The sequence below is a fragment of the Burkholderia diffusa genome (genome assembly GCF_902499115.1).
Classification (GTDB): Bacteria; Pseudomonadota; Gammaproteobacteria; order Burkholderiales; family Burkholderiaceae; genus Burkholderia; species Burkholderia diffusa.
On the sequence record NZ_CABVPN010000043.1, the window covers coordinates 1 to 16,545 of the forward strand.

14 protein-coding genes are annotated in these 16,545 nt (G+C 68.0%); 8 read left to right on the top strand and 6 right to left on the bottom strand.

What is annotated here, in order from left to right:
- The 5 genes from BTE28158_RS30585 to BTE28158_RS30605 all read right to left on the bottom strand — a co-directional run.
- Positions 1–551 (bottom strand): acetyl-coenzyme A synthetase N-terminal domain-containing protein (locus BTE28158_RS30585; protein WP_174920263.1); only part of this gene is annotated, 551 nt, incomplete at its 3' end.
- A 244-nt stretch (positions 552–795) separates the two neighbouring features.
- Positions 796–2,682: a sigma-70 family RNA polymerase sigma factor gene (locus BTE28158_RS30590; RefSeq protein ID WP_151051738.1), complete on the bottom strand. Its 1,887-nt coding sequence runs from the start codon at positions 2,680–2,682 to the stop codon at positions 796–798.
- Positions 2,666–2,983 (bottom strand): high-potential iron-sulfur protein, encoded by a 318-nt coding sequence (locus BTE28158_RS30595; RefSeq protein WP_059510566.1) that lies wholly within the window; start codon positions 2,981–2,983, stop codon positions 2,666–2,668. The genes BTE28158_RS30590 and BTE28158_RS30595 overlap by 17 nt, the downstream gene beginning before the upstream one ends.
- A 75-nt stretch (positions 2,984–3,058) precedes the next feature.
- Positions 3,059–4,318: a c-type cytochrome gene (locus BTE28158_RS30600; protein ID WP_151051740.1), complete on the bottom strand. Its 1,260-nt coding sequence runs from the start codon at positions 4,316–4,318 to the stop codon at positions 3,059–3,061.
- Between the two features lie 82 nt (positions 4,319–4,400).
- Complete coding sequence (locus BTE28158_RS30605; protein ID WP_151051742.1) at positions 4,401–6,128, bottom strand: methanol/ethanol family PQQ-dependent dehydrogenase; 1,728 nt, start codon at positions 6,126–6,128, stop codon at positions 4,401–4,403.
- A 342-nt stretch (positions 6,129–6,470) separates the two neighbouring features.
- Here BTE28158_RS30605 and BTE28158_RS30610 point away from each other — a divergent pair, with 342 nt between their 5' ends.
- Both BTE28158_RS30610 and BTE28158_RS30615 read left to right on the top strand, forming a co-directional pair.
- Positions 6,471–7,346, top strand: coding sequence for an ExbD/TolR family protein (locus tag BTE28158_RS30610; protein ID WP_151051744.1), 876 nt, complete (start codon positions 6,471–6,473; stop codon positions 7,344–7,346).
- A gap of 89 nt (positions 7,347–7,435) precedes the next feature.
- Positions 7,436–9,736 carry a TonB-dependent receptor gene (locus BTE28158_RS30615; protein WP_151051746.1) on the top strand — a complete coding sequence of 767 codons (2,301 nt, stop codon included), beginning with the start codon at positions 7,436–7,438 and terminating at the stop codon, positions 9,734–9,736.
- Here BTE28158_RS30615 and BTE28158_RS30620 read toward each other — a convergent pair.
- Positions 9,721–10,716 (bottom strand): alpha/beta fold hydrolase, encoded by a 996-nt coding sequence (locus BTE28158_RS30620; RefSeq protein WP_174920265.1) that lies wholly within the window; start codon positions 10,714–10,716, stop codon positions 9,721–9,723. The two genes, BTE28158_RS30615 and BTE28158_RS30620, sit on opposite strands and share 16 nt — an antisense overlap.
- A gap of 338 nt (positions 10,717–11,054) precedes the next feature.
- On the opposite strand from BTE28158_RS30620, the gene BTE28158_RS30625 reads away from it, so the two are divergent.
- From BTE28158_RS30625 to pqqE, 6 genes are all read left to right on the top strand, one after another.
- A complete protein-coding gene (locus BTE28158_RS30625; RefSeq protein WP_174920267.1) occupies positions 11,055–13,064 on the top strand; it encodes a sigma-54-dependent Fis family transcriptional regulator in 2,010 nt (669 codons plus the stop codon).
- Positions 13,065–13,356: 292 nt separating this feature from the next.
- Positions 13,357–13,431, top strand: a complete 75-nt coding sequence (gene pqqA / locus BTE28158_RS30630; protein WP_006410019.1) for a pyrroloquinoline quinone precursor peptide PqqA — start codon at positions 13,357–13,359, stop codon at positions 13,429–13,431.
- A gap of 64 nt (positions 13,432–13,495) precedes the next feature.
- Complete coding sequence (pqqB, locus tag BTE28158_RS30635; protein WP_151049977.1) at positions 13,496–14,419, top strand: pyrroloquinoline quinone biosynthesis protein PqqB; 924 nt, start codon at positions 13,496–13,498, stop codon at positions 14,417–14,419.
- A gap of 2 nt (positions 14,420–14,421) precedes the next feature.
- Positions 14,422–15,141: a pyrroloquinoline-quinone synthase PqqC gene (pqqC, locus tag BTE28158_RS30640; protein ID WP_124629384.1), complete on the top strand. Its 720-nt coding sequence runs from the start codon at positions 14,422–14,424 to the stop codon at positions 15,139–15,141.
- Positions 15,138–15,419: a pyrroloquinoline quinone biosynthesis peptide chaperone PqqD gene (gene pqqD, locus BTE28158_RS30645; protein ID WP_006751646.1), complete on the top strand. Its 282-nt coding sequence runs from the start codon at positions 15,138–15,140 to the stop codon at positions 15,417–15,419. Before pqqC ends, pqqD begins: the two co-directional genes overlap by 4 nt.
- Position 15,420: 1 nt before the next feature.
- Entirely contained in the window at positions 15,421–16,545 is a 1,125-nt protein-coding gene (gene pqqE / locus BTE28158_RS30650; protein WP_420868028.1) for a pyrroloquinoline quinone biosynthesis protein PqqE, read from the top strand.

A 16,545-nucleotide genomic window follows, 5' to 3' on the forward strand; every position in this document is an offset into this window, starting at 1 on the left:
CGCTCGTTCAGCGATTTCGCGGAGAAGCCGCCGAACACGACCGAGTGCGTGGCCCCGATGCGCGCGCAGGCCTGCATCGCGACGATGCCCTCGATCGACATCGGAATATAGATGACGACGCGATCGCCCTTGCCGATTCCGCGTTTCTTCAGCGCGTTCGCGAAGCGCGATACACGTGCCAGCAGATCGGCGTAGGTGACGCGCGTGACGGTGCCGTCGTCGGCCTCGAAGATCACCGCGACGCGCTCGCCGTTGCCGGCTTCGACGTGACGGTCGAGGCAGTTGTACGACGCGTTCAGCTCACCGTCGTCGAACCACTTGTAGAACGGCGCATTGCTCTCGTCGAGCACCCTGGTGAACGGCTTGTGCCAGCTGAGGCCCTCGCGCGCGAGACGCGCCCAGAAGCCCTCGTAATCCTGCTCGGCCTCGGCGGCAAGCGCCTGGTAGGCCGGCATGCCGGAAATGGTCGCGCGCTCGCGCGTGTCGGCCGGCGGTTCGAAGATTCGGCGCTCCTGAAGGATCGATACGAGGGCGGTCAAGATGGTCTCCATGCAAATCGTTGGGTATGGTCTGACTCTCGAAACGCAACTTGCATGCCAATCGTGCGGGTATTCAGCCGGAACGGCGTACATGCGCGTCGTCGAGCGGCTTTCGTCGATCGATCTGCACTGCAAATCAATGAACGACCGAACGATCGGCGATCTCGTCGGCATGCATGTTGCGTCGAAATGCAGCAGCGGGTGTTGCAGACGTCAACACGACGCACGGCGTGTGCACCGTGGGATTGACGTCACGCTATGCGATGAACGACCGCAGCACGCCGAGCGCGTCGGACGCACGAAGGCGCGTGAGTGCCGATGCCTCGATCTGCCGCACGCGTTCGGCGGACAGGTTCATCTGGCGGCCAATGTCGCGCAGCGAGCAGCCTTCGTCCGCGTGCAGCCCGTAGCGCAGCCGGAGCACCATCGCCTCGCGCGGCGGCAACCGGTCGATCGCGGCAGCGATCGTGTTGCGCAACTGGGTGGCGCCGGCGGCGTCCTCGGGCGACGGCGACGACAGGTCCGGCGCGACGTCGGCGAACGTCATGTCGCCTTCCGGCGAAACCGGCAGGTCCGCGGACACGGGTTCCTTCACGATCGCAAGCAGATCGCGCACCTTGTCTACCGGCTCGCCCATGTGGACGGCAAGTTCGGCCGGCGTCGCGGCCGTGCCCGCGCGTTGCCGATGCTCGCGCGCGAGCCGCGTGAGCTTGTTCAGCGCGTCGACCGTATGTGTCGGCACGCGGATCGTGCGGCCGAGGTCGGCGAGCGCATGCGTGATCGCCTGCCGGATCCACCAGGTCGCGTACGTCGAGAACCGGAAGCCGCGTCGGTAGTCGTAGCGCTCGATGGCCTTCAACAGGCCGATGTTGCCTTCCTGGATCAGGTCCGCGAACGGCAGGCCGCGATCGGGATAGCGCTTCGCGATCGACACGACGAGCCGCAGGTTCGCGTCGAACAAGCCCGTTTTCGCCGGTTGCATCGCGCGTTCGATCGCACCGAGCCGGGCATCGAGCGACGCGGTCGCGCCGGGCGGCAGTTCCGACGCCGGGGCATCGCGCGCGATCGCGACGCGTGCGTCGATGAATTCGGCCGCACGTCGCGTCAGCGTCGGCCCGCAGGCCGGATGCGCGGCAATGCACGACGCGAGCCAGCCGGCGTGATCGTCGTGGTCCGTCTGCGCGAACGACGGTGGAACGCCCACGTCGGCCAACAACCGCGCCAGCCGGCCCCGCAGCGCGCGGTGCCGGCGTGCGCGGCTGCGCAACGGTTCGCTCATCCGTTCGAGTGCGCGGGCGGACAGGCACAACGTGCCGAGCATCGCCGCGGCGTCGCGTACGTGCATGCGATACGCGGCAGACGCGGTGCCGTCCGAGGCCAGCGCGGCCCGAATGCCGTCCGCGAATGCGTCGATGCGGGCGAGCCGTGTCAGTACCGCGTCGCGCCAGGCCGAGTCCTCGGATGGCGCCTCGTCGTCGCGACCGGGCTCACCGATGGAGGCGGTCGAAGCGCCCGCATCGGCGTTATTGGATGGTCGAGCGTCGCGCGGGTCGTCGGCGAGAAAGATCACATAGGTCGATGCGGCGGCTCGGCGTTCGGCGATCTCGGTACGAATCGACACGAGCGCGTCGAGTGCATCGGGGTCCCCGCACAGCACCGCGACCGACGCCGCGCGGCCGCGCTCGATGCGCTGCGCGTATGCGAATTCCTCATCACGCGTGAGGAGTGGCGTCGTGCCCATCTCGCGCAGGTACAGCCGGACCGGATCGGTCGTGCGCGGCGCGAGCAGGTCGGCCGCGGCGAGCGTGCCGTCGCCGTCGGCCCATGCGCGCGCGGGCGGGGCCGGCCGGAAGTAGCGGTCGAGCGTCCAGCCGCTCGCGGTATCGGCGCGCTCGGACACCGCGATGCCGAGTTCGGCGAGCACGGCGGCGGCCGCATCGAGACTGCTTTCGCTTGCATCGTCGTCGGGCAGCGCGTCGATGATGTCGCCGCGCGTGACGAAGCCGCGCGACAGGCCGACCGCGATCAGTGCGTGGAGATGCGCGACGGCATGCGCCGGCGCGCCGTCGTCGCTGCCGGCCGCCGGCGCCGGTGCGTGCCGCGCCGGCAGCCCGTCGCGCGAAGCATCACGCCCGCTTCGCATACACGTTGCACCAGCCGTCCGCCGCGACCAGCTTGCCGGCGAACATCGGGCACGTGCCGGCGGTATCTGCCGCTTCGCCCTTGTAGAAGCGGCAATTTGCACAACGCTGGCCGGCCTGGTATTTCGGAAACTGCGCGGCGTCGACGCTGGACGCATGCGCGCGATAGCCGAGCGTCTTCGCGGCGGGGTCGTTCTCGTCGACGAGCGGCGGCGCCGCGCATGCCGTGCGTGCGGCGGCGAGCGTCGCGCACAGGCCGATGGCGTTGATGATGAAGGTTCTGCGGGAGGTCGGGTACGTCACGGTCGTTTCCTGTTGAAGATGAAATCGTGGGGAAGGGGGCGGCTTGCATTGCGTGGCGAAGCCGCTTGCCCGGTATTACTGGCTCGCGTCCTTGTGCGCGGCGGGACCGGCGACGAGCGGCGCGGTCGACGCATGTGCGGTATCGGCCGTCAGCTTGTCCTTGCTGGCGGCATAGCCGTTCGACGCGAGCAGGAAGGCCATCAGGTCCGCGTATTCGTCGTCCTTCAGCTTGCCCGGCTGGTCCGCCGGCATGTTGGTCGCCATGTAGCCGAATACGCCTCCGATCGTCAGGTGCGAATGCGACAACGGCGCGAACGACGGGCCGCTCAACGCGGGCGCGGTGTTGCCTTCGAGATCGGCGCCGTGGCACTTGGCGCACGCATTGCCGTAGATTTCCTTGCCGTGGGCGACCTGGGCCGCGTCAAAGGACGGCGCGGCGTCACCGGTGCTCGCGCCGACACGAATGAAGCCGCCGCCGGCGCTCACGTTGCGCGCGCGCAGCAGGTTACCGGGCGCGCGGCCTGCGCTCGCCGTCGCGCCGTCGAGGAAACGCGACGGCATGCGCGACTCGTGCGCTTCGAGCGCGCTGCCGGGTAGCGCCCACTTGCGGGTCAGCGCGGCCAGCCGGCCGTTGTTCTTCATTTGCGTGAGTGCCGCGTCGATACGTTGCTGCAACTCGGCCGAGCGCGGCGCGTACGCAAACGTGAGCTGCCATTCCGCATACGGCGACGACGTCGCGCCGATGTGGAACGCCTGTTTCGGATGCGCGGCCTGATACGCGACGACTGCCGGATACCAGACGATCGCGCGATGCGCGCGGCCGCGCGCGACCGCGTCGACCGTTTGCTCGGACGTGTTCTCGAGATCGAAGCGCGCATTCTTCTGCTGAACCGCGATCAATTGCGCGGGGCTCGCGTAGGTCGCCGCGACAATTTCGCGGCCGGTGGCCGGCGCGCCGGCATCGCGGCGCGTGACGCTCACGTAGCCCGAGCGCAGGTAGCCTTGCGAGAACAGCAGCTTCGTATCGGATGCGTCGGCGATGGCCGAGCGCGGAAAGCCTGCGAGCACGTCGCAGTCGTGTTCCAGGATGCCGGCGAGCTCATGCGCGGACACGCCGTCGTCGTCGTTGCCGCCCGCGTCGTGCCCGGAGAAGTTCGCGGCGATGCCGGCCGTGCGGAACGCCTCGCGGGCGACGGCCTTGTCGAGCGCGGCCGTCGGCGTGCCCGGCAGCGAGCAGACGCGCACCGCCGTCGCGGCCGTGGAGAGCGCCGGTGTCAGCGCCGTGCCTGCCGCGAGCGCACAGGCCACGGCGAGGCGGGAAAGTCGGATGTTCATGATCGTACGCTCGGTTGAAAACGGGAAAGGGAGGGGCGCCCGCGCCGGCGGCGCGGGCGCAATACGGTTGGCCGGATGCCGATCAGCCGCGGTCGAGGGCGAACACGTACAGCGTGCCGCCGCGCGGCACGTCGTCAGCCGCCTTGGCCATCGGGCCGCCCCAGATCGGATTCGCGCCGCCGTAGCCGGCGAGTACCGCTACGTACTCCTTGCCGTCGACTTCAAAGACGGACGGCTGCGCGATGATCCCGCTCGCGAGCTTCGGGCTCTCCCACAGCACCTTGCCGGTGGTGACGTCGAACGCGTACAGGTGACCGTCGAGCGAGCCGCTGAACACGAGGCCGCTTGCGGTCGTCGCGACGCCGCCGTTCCACGGCAGCTTGCTCCAGTGGCTCCACACCTTCTTGCCGGTGTTCACGTCGATCGCCTGGAGTTCGCCGTACCCTTCGCTGCCCGGCTCTGGCTTGATCTCGAAGCCTTCGCCGAGATACGGCAGCCCTTCCATGTAGTTGACCGACTTGCCCGACAGGCTCATGCACGCATGCAGCGCCGGCACGATCGCGAGATGGCGCACGGGGTCGTACGACACCGACCACCAGTTCTTGCCGCCAAGGAAGCTCGGGCACGTGTCGATCGTCGTGCCGACCTTCGGATACTTCGCGGGATCCTGGATCGGCGCGCCGTCTTCCGTGTAGCCGGTGACCGACGTCGCCTTCACGAACGGCTCCGCATAGATCAGCTTGCCGGTGTCGCGATCGATCGCATGGAAGTAGCCGTTGCGGTCCGCGTGGATGATCGCGTCGCGCTCCTTGCCCTTGTACTTGATCGTCGCGAGCACGGGTGTGTTGACGCCGTCATAGTCCCAGGTGTCGTGCTTCGTGTACTGGTAGTGCCATTTGAGGTCGCCGTTCTTCGGATCCAGCGCGAGCAGCGAATCGGAGTACAGGTTGTCGCCCGGGCGCAAGTCCGCGAGCCACGGCCCCGGGTTGCCGACGCCCCAGTACAGCGTGCGCGTCGTCGCATCGTAAGTGCCGGTCAACCAGGCCGGTGCGCCGCCGTGCGCCTGCATGCCGTCGGGCCAGGTGTCACCGTGCTTCTCGCCCTGGCCGGGAATCGTGAAGCGTTTCCACAGCAGCGTGCCGTCGTTCGGGCTGAGCGCCGCGATGAAGCCGCGTGCACCGTATTCGCCGCCCGAGCTGCCGACGACGATCGCGCCGTCGAGCGCGAGCGGTGCGAGCGAGAACGCGTAGCCGAGCCCCGGCTCGAACATCTGCTTCTTCCACACGAGCGCGCCGGTCTGCGCGTCGAGCGCGGCCACCTCGCCGCTCAGCATCGCGACGTAGACGTTCTTGCCGTAGAGCGCGACACCGCGGTTCACGACGTCGCAGCAGGCCGTCTTGAACGATTCCGCGCCGAGTTTCGGTTCGTATTTCCACAGTTGCGCGCCGGTGGCCGCGTCGAACGCGTACACGTTGTCCTTCGGCGTGGTCACGAACAGGTAGCGGCCGTTGACGATCGGCGTGGCTTCGAAACCCTGCTTCAGCTCGGCCGGAAACTTGTAGCTCCACGCCTGCGTGAGCTGCTTCACGTTCGACGCGTCGATCTGCTTGAGCGGCGAATGCGCCTGGCCGTTGTACGTGCGGTAGTAGGTGAGCCAGCCCGGATCGCGTTGCGCATCCGTGAGCCGCTGATACGTGACGGCCGGATAATCCGCGGCAGCGTCCACCAGGCCGGGATTCAAGGCGATCGCGGCCGCCGCCGCGATTCCGATGGTTGCCAGTCGGCTCGTCGAAGCCGAGAGTTTTTTCATGGTTGTCTCCAGAGTCATTGTGGTCGCACCGCGGCCAACACATGGCCGGGCCGGCAGGGTGGGGATCCGGGTCCAGTGCGCAGCCAATCACGCAAATCGCATGCCATTGAGGCGCGCGCCCTGTCGCGCAAGGCGGAGCGGCCGGTTGTGCGCGCCGCGGCGACATGCGCGGCGTGGCGCGGATGATCCGCGTGTGTTGCGTTCGGGGACAGCCGCGGGTGGAGTGTTGCGAAACATGACAGTGCGGTGCGCGGCCAAAGGCGTCGCCTCGTTGATCCAAATTGACACAGGCGCAACAGGGGTGGCTCGAACTGCAACAGGTGCGCGGTTGCATATCGATGCGTGTCGGCTTCGATCGGCTGCCGGCAGGGCGTTGCACGCATCGGCATGCTTCTTGCCGTTCGACACGGCAATGATTCCGCGCCGCGAGAGACCGCCATGCATGTCCCGATTTCGTCCGATGCCGATCGCAGGTGCGAACGCCGCCGCGTGGTCGCACGCGCACATGGCATCGCGCCTGCCACCCCGTATGTGGCGACGACGATCGGCATGCTGCAGCCCGCACGCGCCCGCGAACCGCTGCGAGCCGTCGCGCTGACGGTATTTGCCGCCCATGCGGCCATCATGGCCGCGCTGTGGCACGCATGGGTGCCCGATGGACGGACGACGCTGCCCCGCGCACTCGCCGTCGAGGTGGACGCGAGCGAATCCGCGCGGGTTGCTGAACCTGGTGTGCATCGTCGGGTGGCTGTCGCGACACAGGTTCCTCCCGAGCGTATGCCGTCGCATCCGAGCCGAGAAACAGCGGTGCATCGAGCGGCTCGGCCGAGTGTGGCCGCAACGCGTCAGGCCGATCTTGCCGGTCCTTCGCGCAAGCTCGCGGCCGCGATCGACGCAGTGCCGCCGGACGGTGAACGTCGGCGAACCATGCCGGAGCAGGAACCGGCTCAGCCTGCCGCCGCACATGCCGCTGCGGATGCCGCGACGGTGCCCGCGCGTGCGACGCCGGTCGCGCAGTCCTCGGCCGCACCCGAACCGGTCACCGCACCGCGCTTCGCGGCCGCCTACCTGCGCAACCCTGGGACGAGCGTCAGCTTGTACGCGGACCGAAACGAGTCGTTCGGCACAGTGGCCGGCGTCATCGCGTCGATCGGACGCGCGCGTGTCTCGCATGTCGCGATCGCGACGGCGGATGGCAATGCCGGTACGGCGCGATAAAGCGATCGACTCCAGCTGGGACGATCGCCGATATATCGGTATGGACAACGATATAACAAAGCTGGGACAAGAAAAGAGGAGACGTGGAGATGAAGGAAACGGATGGGGCGAAGCGCCGCTTCGTCGCCCGGCGCGCGGGCGTCACGCTGTGCTTCGGCGGCATGCTCGGTGGCTGGCTGACGCCGGCGTCGGCGCAGGTCGAACGGGCCGGCAGCGTCGATGCGCCGACGCTCGCGCCGATCGTCGTCGTCGGCACGACACCGCTGCTCGGGATCGGCACACCGCTGTCGCGCGTGCCGGCCAACGTCCAGACCATTCGCGGCGAGGACATCATGCGGCAGCACGGCAGCGTACTGACCGACTACTTCGAGAAGAACGTGTCGAGCGTCGACATCAACGAGGCGCAGGGCAACCCGTACCAGACGGACGTAAGCTACCGCGGCTTCACGGCATCGCCGATCGTCGGCACGCCGCAGGGTCTGTCGGTATTCGTCGACGGGGTGCGCGTGAACGAGCCGTTCGGCGACGTCGTGAACTGGGACATCCTCCCACAGGCGGCGATCGACACGATGCAGTTGATCCCCGGGTCGAATCCGACCTACGGGCTCAACACGCTCGGCGGCGCGCTCGCGATCACGACGAAGAACGGCAGGACGAGCCCGGGCGGCGCCGCACAGGTGTTGGTGGGCTCGTGGGGACGCAAGACCGCGCAGATCGAGCAGGGCGGGCGCATCGGCGGCAACCTCGACTACTACGTGACGGGCAACGTCGCGAACGACGACGGCTGGGCCGATCACAATGCGAGCCGAGTGCGGCAGGGATTCGGCAAGCTGCGCTACACCGACGCCGACACGACGCTGTCGATCTCGGCCGGCGGCGCGGACAATGCGCTGCAAGGCTCGCAGACGATTCCGCGCTCGTTTCTCGACAATCGCGCGCAGGCCTATACGTATCCCGACCTGAATCGCAACAGCGCCGCGTACGTCACCGTGTTGGGCGACCATTCGTTCAACGACCACGTGCAGCTCAGCGGCAACATCTATTACCGGCATTACCGCAACACCAACACCAGCAGCAACGTGAACGACGACTTCGGCAGCGTCGACGGCAGCGGCGCTGTCGACACGGTGCAGGCGGCCAACGATCGCTCGGTGATCACGACCGACAGCTACGGCGCGAACCTGCAACTGACGCTGCTCGGCAAGCTCGCGGGCATGGACAACCAGTTCATCGTGGGCGCATCCGCCGATCTCGCGAACTCGGGCTTCGAGCAGTCGTCGCAGGATGCAATGTTCACGGATACGCGTGCGACGGTCGGCATCGGCGACTTCACGCGGAAGACGCGCGCGAAGATGCGCAACGCCAACTACGGCGTCTACTTCGACGACACGCTGACGCTGACGCGTCAATGGTCGCTGACGCTGGCCGGGCGCTACAACTGGGCGCGGGCGGCGATCGAGGACGCGAGCGGCCTGCAGCCGTTGCTCACCGCGCGTCATACGTTTTCGCGGTTCAACCCGGCCGTCGGCGTCACGTGGAATCCGGTGCCCGGCTTCACCGCATATGCGACGTACAACGAAGGAATGCGATCGCCGACCACGATCGAGCTAGCATGCGCCGATCCGGCCGCGCCGTGCTCGTTGCCGAACGACTTTCTCGCAGATCCGGCGCTGAAGCCCGTGATCGCGAAGACGATCGAGTTCGGCGCGCGCGGCCGGGTCGACCCGGCGACGACGTGGAGCGCGGCCGTCTACAGCACGACGCTCGACGACGATATCCAGTTCATCAGCAGCAACGGTGGCGCGAGCACGCTCGGCTATTTCCAGAACGTCGGCAAGACGCGCCGGCAAGGCTTCGAGCTTGCGGGCCATACGCGGCTGGGGCCGGTCGGGATCGGCGTCAGCTACAGCTATGTCGACGCCACCTACCGCTCGACGTGGACCGAAAGCAGCGCGAGCAATTCGAGCGCCAATGCGCAAGGCAACATCGTCGTTCGCTCAGGCGACCGCATTCCCGGGATTCCGTCGAGCACCGTGAAGCTGCGGCTCGACTATGCGGCGACGCCGAAGTGGAACGTCGGCACCAACATCACGTATCGCAGCGGCGTGTTCGCGCGAGGCGACGAGAACAACCAGGACGTGAACGGCAAGGTGCCCGGCTATGTCCTGATCGACCTCGATACGACCTGGCAGGTGACGAAGCACCTGCAGCTGTTCGCGTCGATCACCAACCTGCTCGACAAGCGCTACGCGAGCTTCGGGATAATCGGCCGGAACGTCTTCGCTGGTCCGAATCATTCGTTCGACGGGATCAACCCCGTCAACGAGCAGTTCGTCGGGCCGGGCGCGCCGCGCGGCGCGTGGGTCGGCGCCCGCTATGCGTGGGACTGAACGGGCGGCTCGGCGTGTTGCGGTGCGTCTGCTGCCGTGACGTCGAGCACGTTGCGTACCGCGCGAGCGACGCCACGCGCGAGCGCGTCGTCGCTCGCGAGATGCCCGGCCGGCACGCGTTCGACGACGGCCGCCGGCACCGCGCGGGAGAGCCGGTCGACGTTGTCGACCGGGCACACGCGGTCGCGCGTGCCGTGCACGGCATGCAACCGCACGCCGGCTTGAGCGGCCTGCCGCGCCAGCGCCAGCAACCTGCGCTCGCCGAGCCAGCAGTTGCGTTGCAGGTAGTGCGCCTGGATCCGGTATTTGTCGATCAGCCCGGCGACGGCGGGTCGCGTCGGCCGCGTGGCGCGCGCCGGTCGCCCGGTCAGGATCGCATCCTCGTACGCGTTCCATGCGAGCGCGACCGCGCGTTGCCGCGCCGCGCCGGTGCCTGGCTGGAGACGCCGCGCGCAGCATGCGATCAGGCGATCGGCGTGCGCGGTGCCGGCGGCGGCCATCAGGCGCTGCCAGGCCCGCGGCGCCCGTGCGCGCGAGCCGACGAACAGGCCGCGCACTTCGCGCGACGACGTCAGAAACAACCCGCGCAGCACGACGCTCGTCACGCGGGATGGATGTCGCCCCGCGTAGGCGAGCGCGAGCGCCGCGCCCCACGACCCGCCGACAACGCACCAGCGTGCGATGCCGAGGCGTGCACGCAGCGCGTCGAGATCGCCGATCAGACGCATCGTGTTGTTGTGACGCAGGCCGCCGCGCGGCGTCGATGCGCCGGCGCCGCGCTGGTCGACGAGCACGACGCGCATGCGCGTCAGGTCGAACAGGCCGATTACCGCCGGTCGGCTCCCGCTGCCGGGCCCGCCGTGCAGCACGACGACCGGATCGCCGTGCGGGTTGCCGGCTTCGGTCCATGCGATCCGGCATGCGTCGCGGGACAGGGCAGGTCGTGGCGTGGAAGCGGGGCGGAGCGGTCGCTGCGTCATGTCGTGTCGGAAAGAGGGTAACGGGTCAACGCCGTGACGGGCGGATCCGGTGGAACCCGAGAACAGACCGGGGCTTGACCCACGTCAAAGCCAGAATCGCGCCAGCGACCACGATCGGGATCGACCGGGTAGCGGCGGCGGGTGGAATAGGACATTACGTCCCCGGCGCGTCGCACCGGCTGCACCGCATGCGATTGAGGTTGCTTTCATTTTCATTTCGTTTTGCGCCGGGCGACGATGCGCGGCGTCCGACGCAAGCGCTGCCGACAGCGTGGCCCGAAGTTTGCTTGATCCAGCACAAAGTCCGGCACCGACCGGAAGGATCCCCGGAGGAGACAATGCGCGATGACGTTCATCCGACGGCCAACGCACGGGCAACGCATGCGCCCGGCTGGCCGACGCCGACGATCCAGAAGTCCCATGAGCGGTCCGAGACGTTCGGCCTGCAGGCGTCGGCACGTCCCGACTACGACCTGCTGTCCGGCACCGCGCTGGCGCTCAAGCGCGAGCAGAACCGCGTGCTGTGCGTGCATGCGATGCCCGTGATGGAGACGCTGCACGAACAGATCGTCAATACGCAGAGCATGATCGTGCTGACCGATGCGGAAGGGCTGATCCTGCATTCGATCGGCGACGACGACTTCTTGCGGCGCGCGGAACGGGTCGCGCTGCGCCCCGGCGCGAACTGGGCGGAGAGCCGGCAGGGCACCAACGCGATCGGCACCGCGCTCGCGGAGCTGTGCCCGATGGTCGTGCACGGCGACCAGCACTTCCTGGCCGCGAATCATTTCCTGACCTGCTCGAGCGTGCCGATCCTCGACCCGTACGGCGACGCGATCGGCGTGCTCGACGTGACGGGCGATCATCGCAGCTATCACCAGCACACGATGGCGCTCGCGAAGATGTCGGTGCAGATGATCGAGAACCACCTGTTCACGACGACGTTCCAGGAGACGCTGCAGGTGTCGTTTCACGGCCGCCCCGAATTCCTTGGAACGCTGATGGAGGGGATCGTCGCGTTCACCGCGGACGGCCGCTTCCTGTCGGCCAATCGCAGCGCGCAGTTCCAGCTCGGGATGCCGCTTGCCGCGCTGCGCGCGCATACGCTCGCGTCGCTGTTCGACGTGACGAGCGCGCAGCTGATCGACCGGATGCGCGCGAGCACCGAGCCGCACGTGTCGCTGAACCTCGGCAACGGCGCTGTGGTCTGCGCGCGCGTGCAGTTCCGGCGCGCGTTGCGGGCCGAGGGCAGCCGGCCCGCCGAAGTGCACGACGTCGCCGCGCCGGCCGCGCGGCCGCCTGCCGCGCAGTGCGCGGCGAGCCTGTCGCGGCTCAGCTATCTCGACACCGGCGATCCGCAGGTGGCGGCGGTGATCGCGAAGGTCCGCAAGGTGATCGGCAAGGACATTCCGGTGCTGATCACCGGAGAGACGGGGACCGGCAAGGAGCTGCTCGCGCAGGCGATCCACAACGACTCGCCGCGCCGCGACGGGCCGTTCGTCGCCGTCAACTGCGCGTCGATTCCGGAGACGCTGATCGAATCCGAGCTGTTCGGCTACGAGGAGGGCGCGTTTACCGGCGCGCGCCGCAAGGGCGCGACCGGCAAGCTGCTGCAGGCCAACGGCGGCACGCTGTTTCTCGACGAAATCGGCGACATGCCTTATCCGCTGCAGGTGCGGCTGCTGCGCGTGCTGCAGGAGCGCATCGTCAATCCGCTCGGGTCGACGAAGGCGATCGGCGTAGACATCGCGATCATCTGCGCGACGCACCGCGACCTGCGCGACATGATCGCGCAGAACCGCTTTCGCGAGGACCTGTACTACCGGCTCAACGGGCTCGTCGTGCGCCTGCCGCCGCTGCGCGACCGCACGGACCTCGCGGTGGTCGTGCAGAAGATGCTGCAGCGGGAAACGCTGTCGGGGCCCGGGCGCCGCCCCTTGAGCGTTGCGCCCGGCGTGATGGCGCTGTTCGAGCGCTGCGCGTGGCCGGGTAACTTCCGGCAGCTCGCGAACCTGCTGCGCACGGCGGCCGCGATGGTCGACGACGACTGCGAGATCCGCTGCGAACATTTGCCGGACGATTTCTTCGACGACGTGCGGCACGACAGCGGCCCGGCGGCACAGGAGGCCTGTACTTCTCCGCCGCTCGCATCGGAAGCACCCGCGTTCGCGAACGCGGCCGGCGATGCGCGGCTGCAGGACGTGGCCGCCTCAGCGATCGCGGCCGCGCTCGCGCGTCACGGCGGCAACGTATCCGCCGCCGCACGCGCGCTCGGCGTGTCGCGCAACACGATCTACCGCAAGATGCCGGCCGCCGGACCGGATGCGCTGGAGCCGGACGAACCCTGACGCAAGCCGCGACTGTCACACCGGTGTGTCAGGTTGCAACACCCGGTGTTCAAGGATTCAACACTTGCTCAACCGGCCGCGCGTGGCATGAACCGTCGCTCGACGGTTTCTGAAATATTCTCGTCGGCAAATCGTAAGAATTTCGGTGCCGTGACCACCCGGCGGCTGCCGCATGCCTTCGCACGCCGTTGCGCAACGCAAGTACCGCCCCGGCACGCTCCTTGCTGAATAGGTATCGGCCGCTCGATCGATGCGGTTTTTTCGACTCACCAACTCAACAAGGAGACACATCATGCAATGGACCACCCCGGCTTATACCGACCTGCGTTTCGGTTTCGAAATCACGATGTACATCGCCAACCGCTGATCGACGCGCGCAGTGCCGCCCGCATCGACGGACACGATGCGGGCGGCGCCGGGAGCACACGCAGATGAAGATCAAGATACTCGGCTCGGGCGCCGGCGGCGGACTGCCGCAATGGAACTGCAACTGCGGCAACTGCCGTCGTGCGCGGGCCGGCACCGACGGCATCGTGCCACGCACGCAATCGTCGATCGCGGTCAGCGGCGACGGTGTCGACTGGGTGCTGGTGAACGCGTCGCCGGACATCCTCGCACAGCTGCGCGCCACCCCCGACCTGCAGCCGGCTCGCGCGATTCGCGACAGCGCGATCGTCGCCGTCGTGCTGTGCGACGCGCAGATCGACCATGTGACGGGCCTGCTGATGCTGCGCGAACGCACGTCGCCGCTGCCGCTGTATGCGAGCGCGCCGGTGCTCGACGACCTGTCGACCGGGCTGCCGCTCGTGCCGCTGCTCGGCCACTACTGCGGCGTCGACGTCCACACGATCGCGCCAGGCGAACCGTTCGAGATACCGGGCGCCGGTGGCATCCGCTTCACCGCCGTGCCGGTCGACAGCAAGCCGCCGCCTTATTCGCCGCGCCGGGAGGCAAGCGTGCCGGGCGACAACATCGCACTCCTGATCGAAGACACGACGAGCGGCCGGCAGGCATTCTACGCGCCGGGGCTCGCCGACGTCGACGACGGCGTGCGCGCCGCGATGCGCGACGCCGACCTCGTGCTGGTGGATGGCACATTCTGGACCGGCACGGAGATGATCGACCTCGGCCTGTCGTCGAAGCACGCGGCCGACATGGGGCATCTCGCGCAGTGCGGCGACGCGGCGAGGCCGGGCATGATCGACCGCCTTCGGCTGTTGCCGGCGCACACGCGCAAGGTCCTCACCCACATCAACAACACGAATCCGATTCTCGACCCCGGCTCCGGCGCGCGCGCGCAATTGCGCGAGCACGGCATCGAGGTCGCCCACGACGGCATGCAATTCGAGGTCTGACCATGAACGCACCGATTCCGGCCGCGGCGCTGCACGCGACACCCTGGAGTGCGCAGGAGTTCGAGGCGCGCCTGCGCGCGCTCGAATCGCGCTATCACATCCACCACCCATTCAACCGCCGCCTGAATACCGGCGCGTGCTCCCCGTCGCAGATTCGCGGCTGGGTTGCGAACCGCTTCTACTACCAGGTGAGCATTCCGCTGAAGGACGCGGCAATCCTGTCCAATTGCCCGGACCGCGACACGCGCCGGCTGTGGGTCGAGCGGATTCTCGATCACGACGGTCACGGCGGTCAGGAAGGCGGGATCGAGGCATGGGCGCGGCTCGGCGAGGCGGTCGGCATCGAGCGCGAGGCGTTGTGGTCGCTCGCGCACGTATTGCCCGGCGTGCGGTTCGCGGTGGATGCCTACGTCAATTTCGCGCGGCACGCGCCGTGGCAGGAGGCCGTGTGCTCGTCGCTGACCGAGATGTTCGCGCCGCAGATCCACCTCGACCGGCTCGCGGGCTGGCCGTCCCACTATCCGTGGATCGAGGCGGACGGGCTGCAGTATTTCCGCAGCCGCGTGCCGCTCGCGCAACGCGACGTCGAACACGGGCTCGCGGTGACGCTGAGCCATTTCACGACACCGGACGCGCAACGGCGCGCGCTCGACATCCTGTCGTTCAAGCTGGATGTGCTGTGGTCGATTCTCGATGCGATTGAAAAGGCGTATCCCGCATGAACTCCAACGACGCCGTCAGCGGCGTGCCGCTGCGCCCCTCGCTGAGGGGCATGTACCGCCTGCAGTGGGAGGCGGCCCAGGATGCGTACGTGCTCCTGTATCCGGAAGGCATGGTCCGGCTCAACCCGAGCGCGGGCGAGATACTCGCGCGCTGCGACGGCACGCGCGAGCTCGACGACATCATCGACGAACTCGAGCGGCTGTTCAGCACGTCGGACCTTGCGTCGGACGTCTATCGCTTCCTCGATCATGCGCGACTGCGCGGCTGGCTCGACTGACATGGACATGACCCCTCCCCCGAACCGGCCGTCCGCGCCGTTGTGGCTGCTCGCCGAACTCACGTACCGCTGCCCGCTGCACTGTGCGTTCTGCTACAACCCGGTCGATTTCGCGACACACGGCGCGGAGCTCGATACCGACGCATGGCGCACGGTGATCAGCGACGCGCGCGCGCTCGGCGCCGCGCAGATCGGCTTTTCCGGCGGCGAACCGCTGCAGCGCGACGACCTGGAGGTGCTGGTCGAGCATGCGCGGTCGCTGGGTTTTTATACCAACCTGATCACGTCGGGCGTGGGCCTGAATGCCGCGCGCATCGACCGGCTCAAGGCGGCCGGGCTCGATCATATCCAGCTGTCGCTGCAGGATTCGACGCGCGAGCTGAACGATTTCCTGACCAGCACGCGCACCTTCGACCTCAAGCGCGGCGTCGGGCGGCTGATCAAGTCGCACGGCTATCCGATGGTGCTGAACTGCGTGCTGCATCGTTACAACCTGCCGCACGTCGGCCAGATCATCGAGATGGCGCTCGACCTTGGCGCGGATTTTCTCGAACTCGCGAATACGCAGTACTACGGCTGGGCGATGCTGAATCGCGACCAGCTGATGCCGACCGCCGAACAGCTGCGCGAAGCGGAGGAAACGGTCAACCGCTACCGCAAGCTCGTCGGCGAACGGTGCAAGATCCTGTTCGTCGTGCCCGACTACTTCGAGCAGCGGCCGAAGGCCTGCATGAACGGCTGGGGCTCGGTGTTCCTCGGCGTCGCACCGGACGGGACCGCGCTGCCGTGCCATGCCGCGCGCGGGTTGCCCGGTCTCGACCTGCCGAACGTGCGCGACCGGTCGCTGAAGGACATCTGGTATGAAAGCGACGCGTTCAACGCGTTTCGCGGTGACGGCTGGATGCGCGACCCGTGCCGCACCTGTGACGAGCGCCATGCGGATCATGGCGGGTGCCGCTGCCAGGCGTACATGCTGGCGGGCGACCCCGCGCAGGCCGATCCGGTCTGCGCGAAGTCCGAGCATCACGGCCGGGTCGAACAGGCCGTGCAGTTCGCGCGGAGGGGAGGGCGGCAGGACGAGCGTCCGCTGATCTTTCGCAGTGCTGCGAATTCTGTCGGGCATTGA

What these genes read in the sequence shown, in the direction of transcription:
- BTE28158_RS30590 (WP_151051738.1), bottom strand. Translation starts at nt 2,682, where the DNA reads ATGCGAAGCGGGCGTGATGCTTCGCGCGACGGGCTGCCGGCGCGGCAC.
- BTE28158_RS30600 (WP_151051740.1), bottom strand. Translation starts at nt 4,318, where the DNA reads ATGAACATCCGACTTTCCCGCCTCGCCGTGGCCTGTGCGCTCGCGGCA.
- BTE28158_RS30605 (WP_151051742.1), bottom strand. Translation starts at nt 6,128, where the DNA reads ATGAAAAAACTCTCGGCTTCGACGAGCCGACTGGCAACCATCGGAATC.
- BTE28158_RS30615 (WP_151051746.1), top strand. Translation starts at nt 7,436, where the DNA reads ATGAAGGAAACGGATGGGGCGAAGCGCCGCTTCGTCGCCCGGCGCGCG.
- BTE28158_RS30620 (WP_174920265.1), bottom strand. Translation starts at nt 10,716, where the DNA reads ATGACGCAGCGACCGCTCCGCCCCGCTTCCACGCCACGACCTGCCCTG.
- BTE28158_RS30625 (WP_174920267.1), top strand. Translation starts at nt 11,055, where the DNA reads ATGCGCGATGACGTTCATCCGACGGCCAACGCACGGGCAACGCATGCG.
- pqqB (WP_151049977.1), top strand. Translation starts at nt 13,496, where the DNA reads ATGAAGATCAAGATACTCGGCTCGGGCGCCGGCGGCGGACTGCCGCAA.
- pqqC (WP_124629384.1), top strand. Translation starts at nt 14,422, where the DNA reads ATGAACGCACCGATTCCGGCCGCGGCGCTGCACGCGACACCCTGGAGT.
- pqqD (WP_006751646.1), top strand. Translation starts at nt 15,138, where the DNA reads ATGAACTCCAACGACGCCGTCAGCGGCGTGCCGCTGCGCCCCTCGCTG.
- pqqE (WP_420868028.1), top strand. Translation starts at nt 15,421, where the DNA reads ATGGACATGACCCCTCCCCCGAACCGGCCGTCCGCGCCGTTGTGGCTG.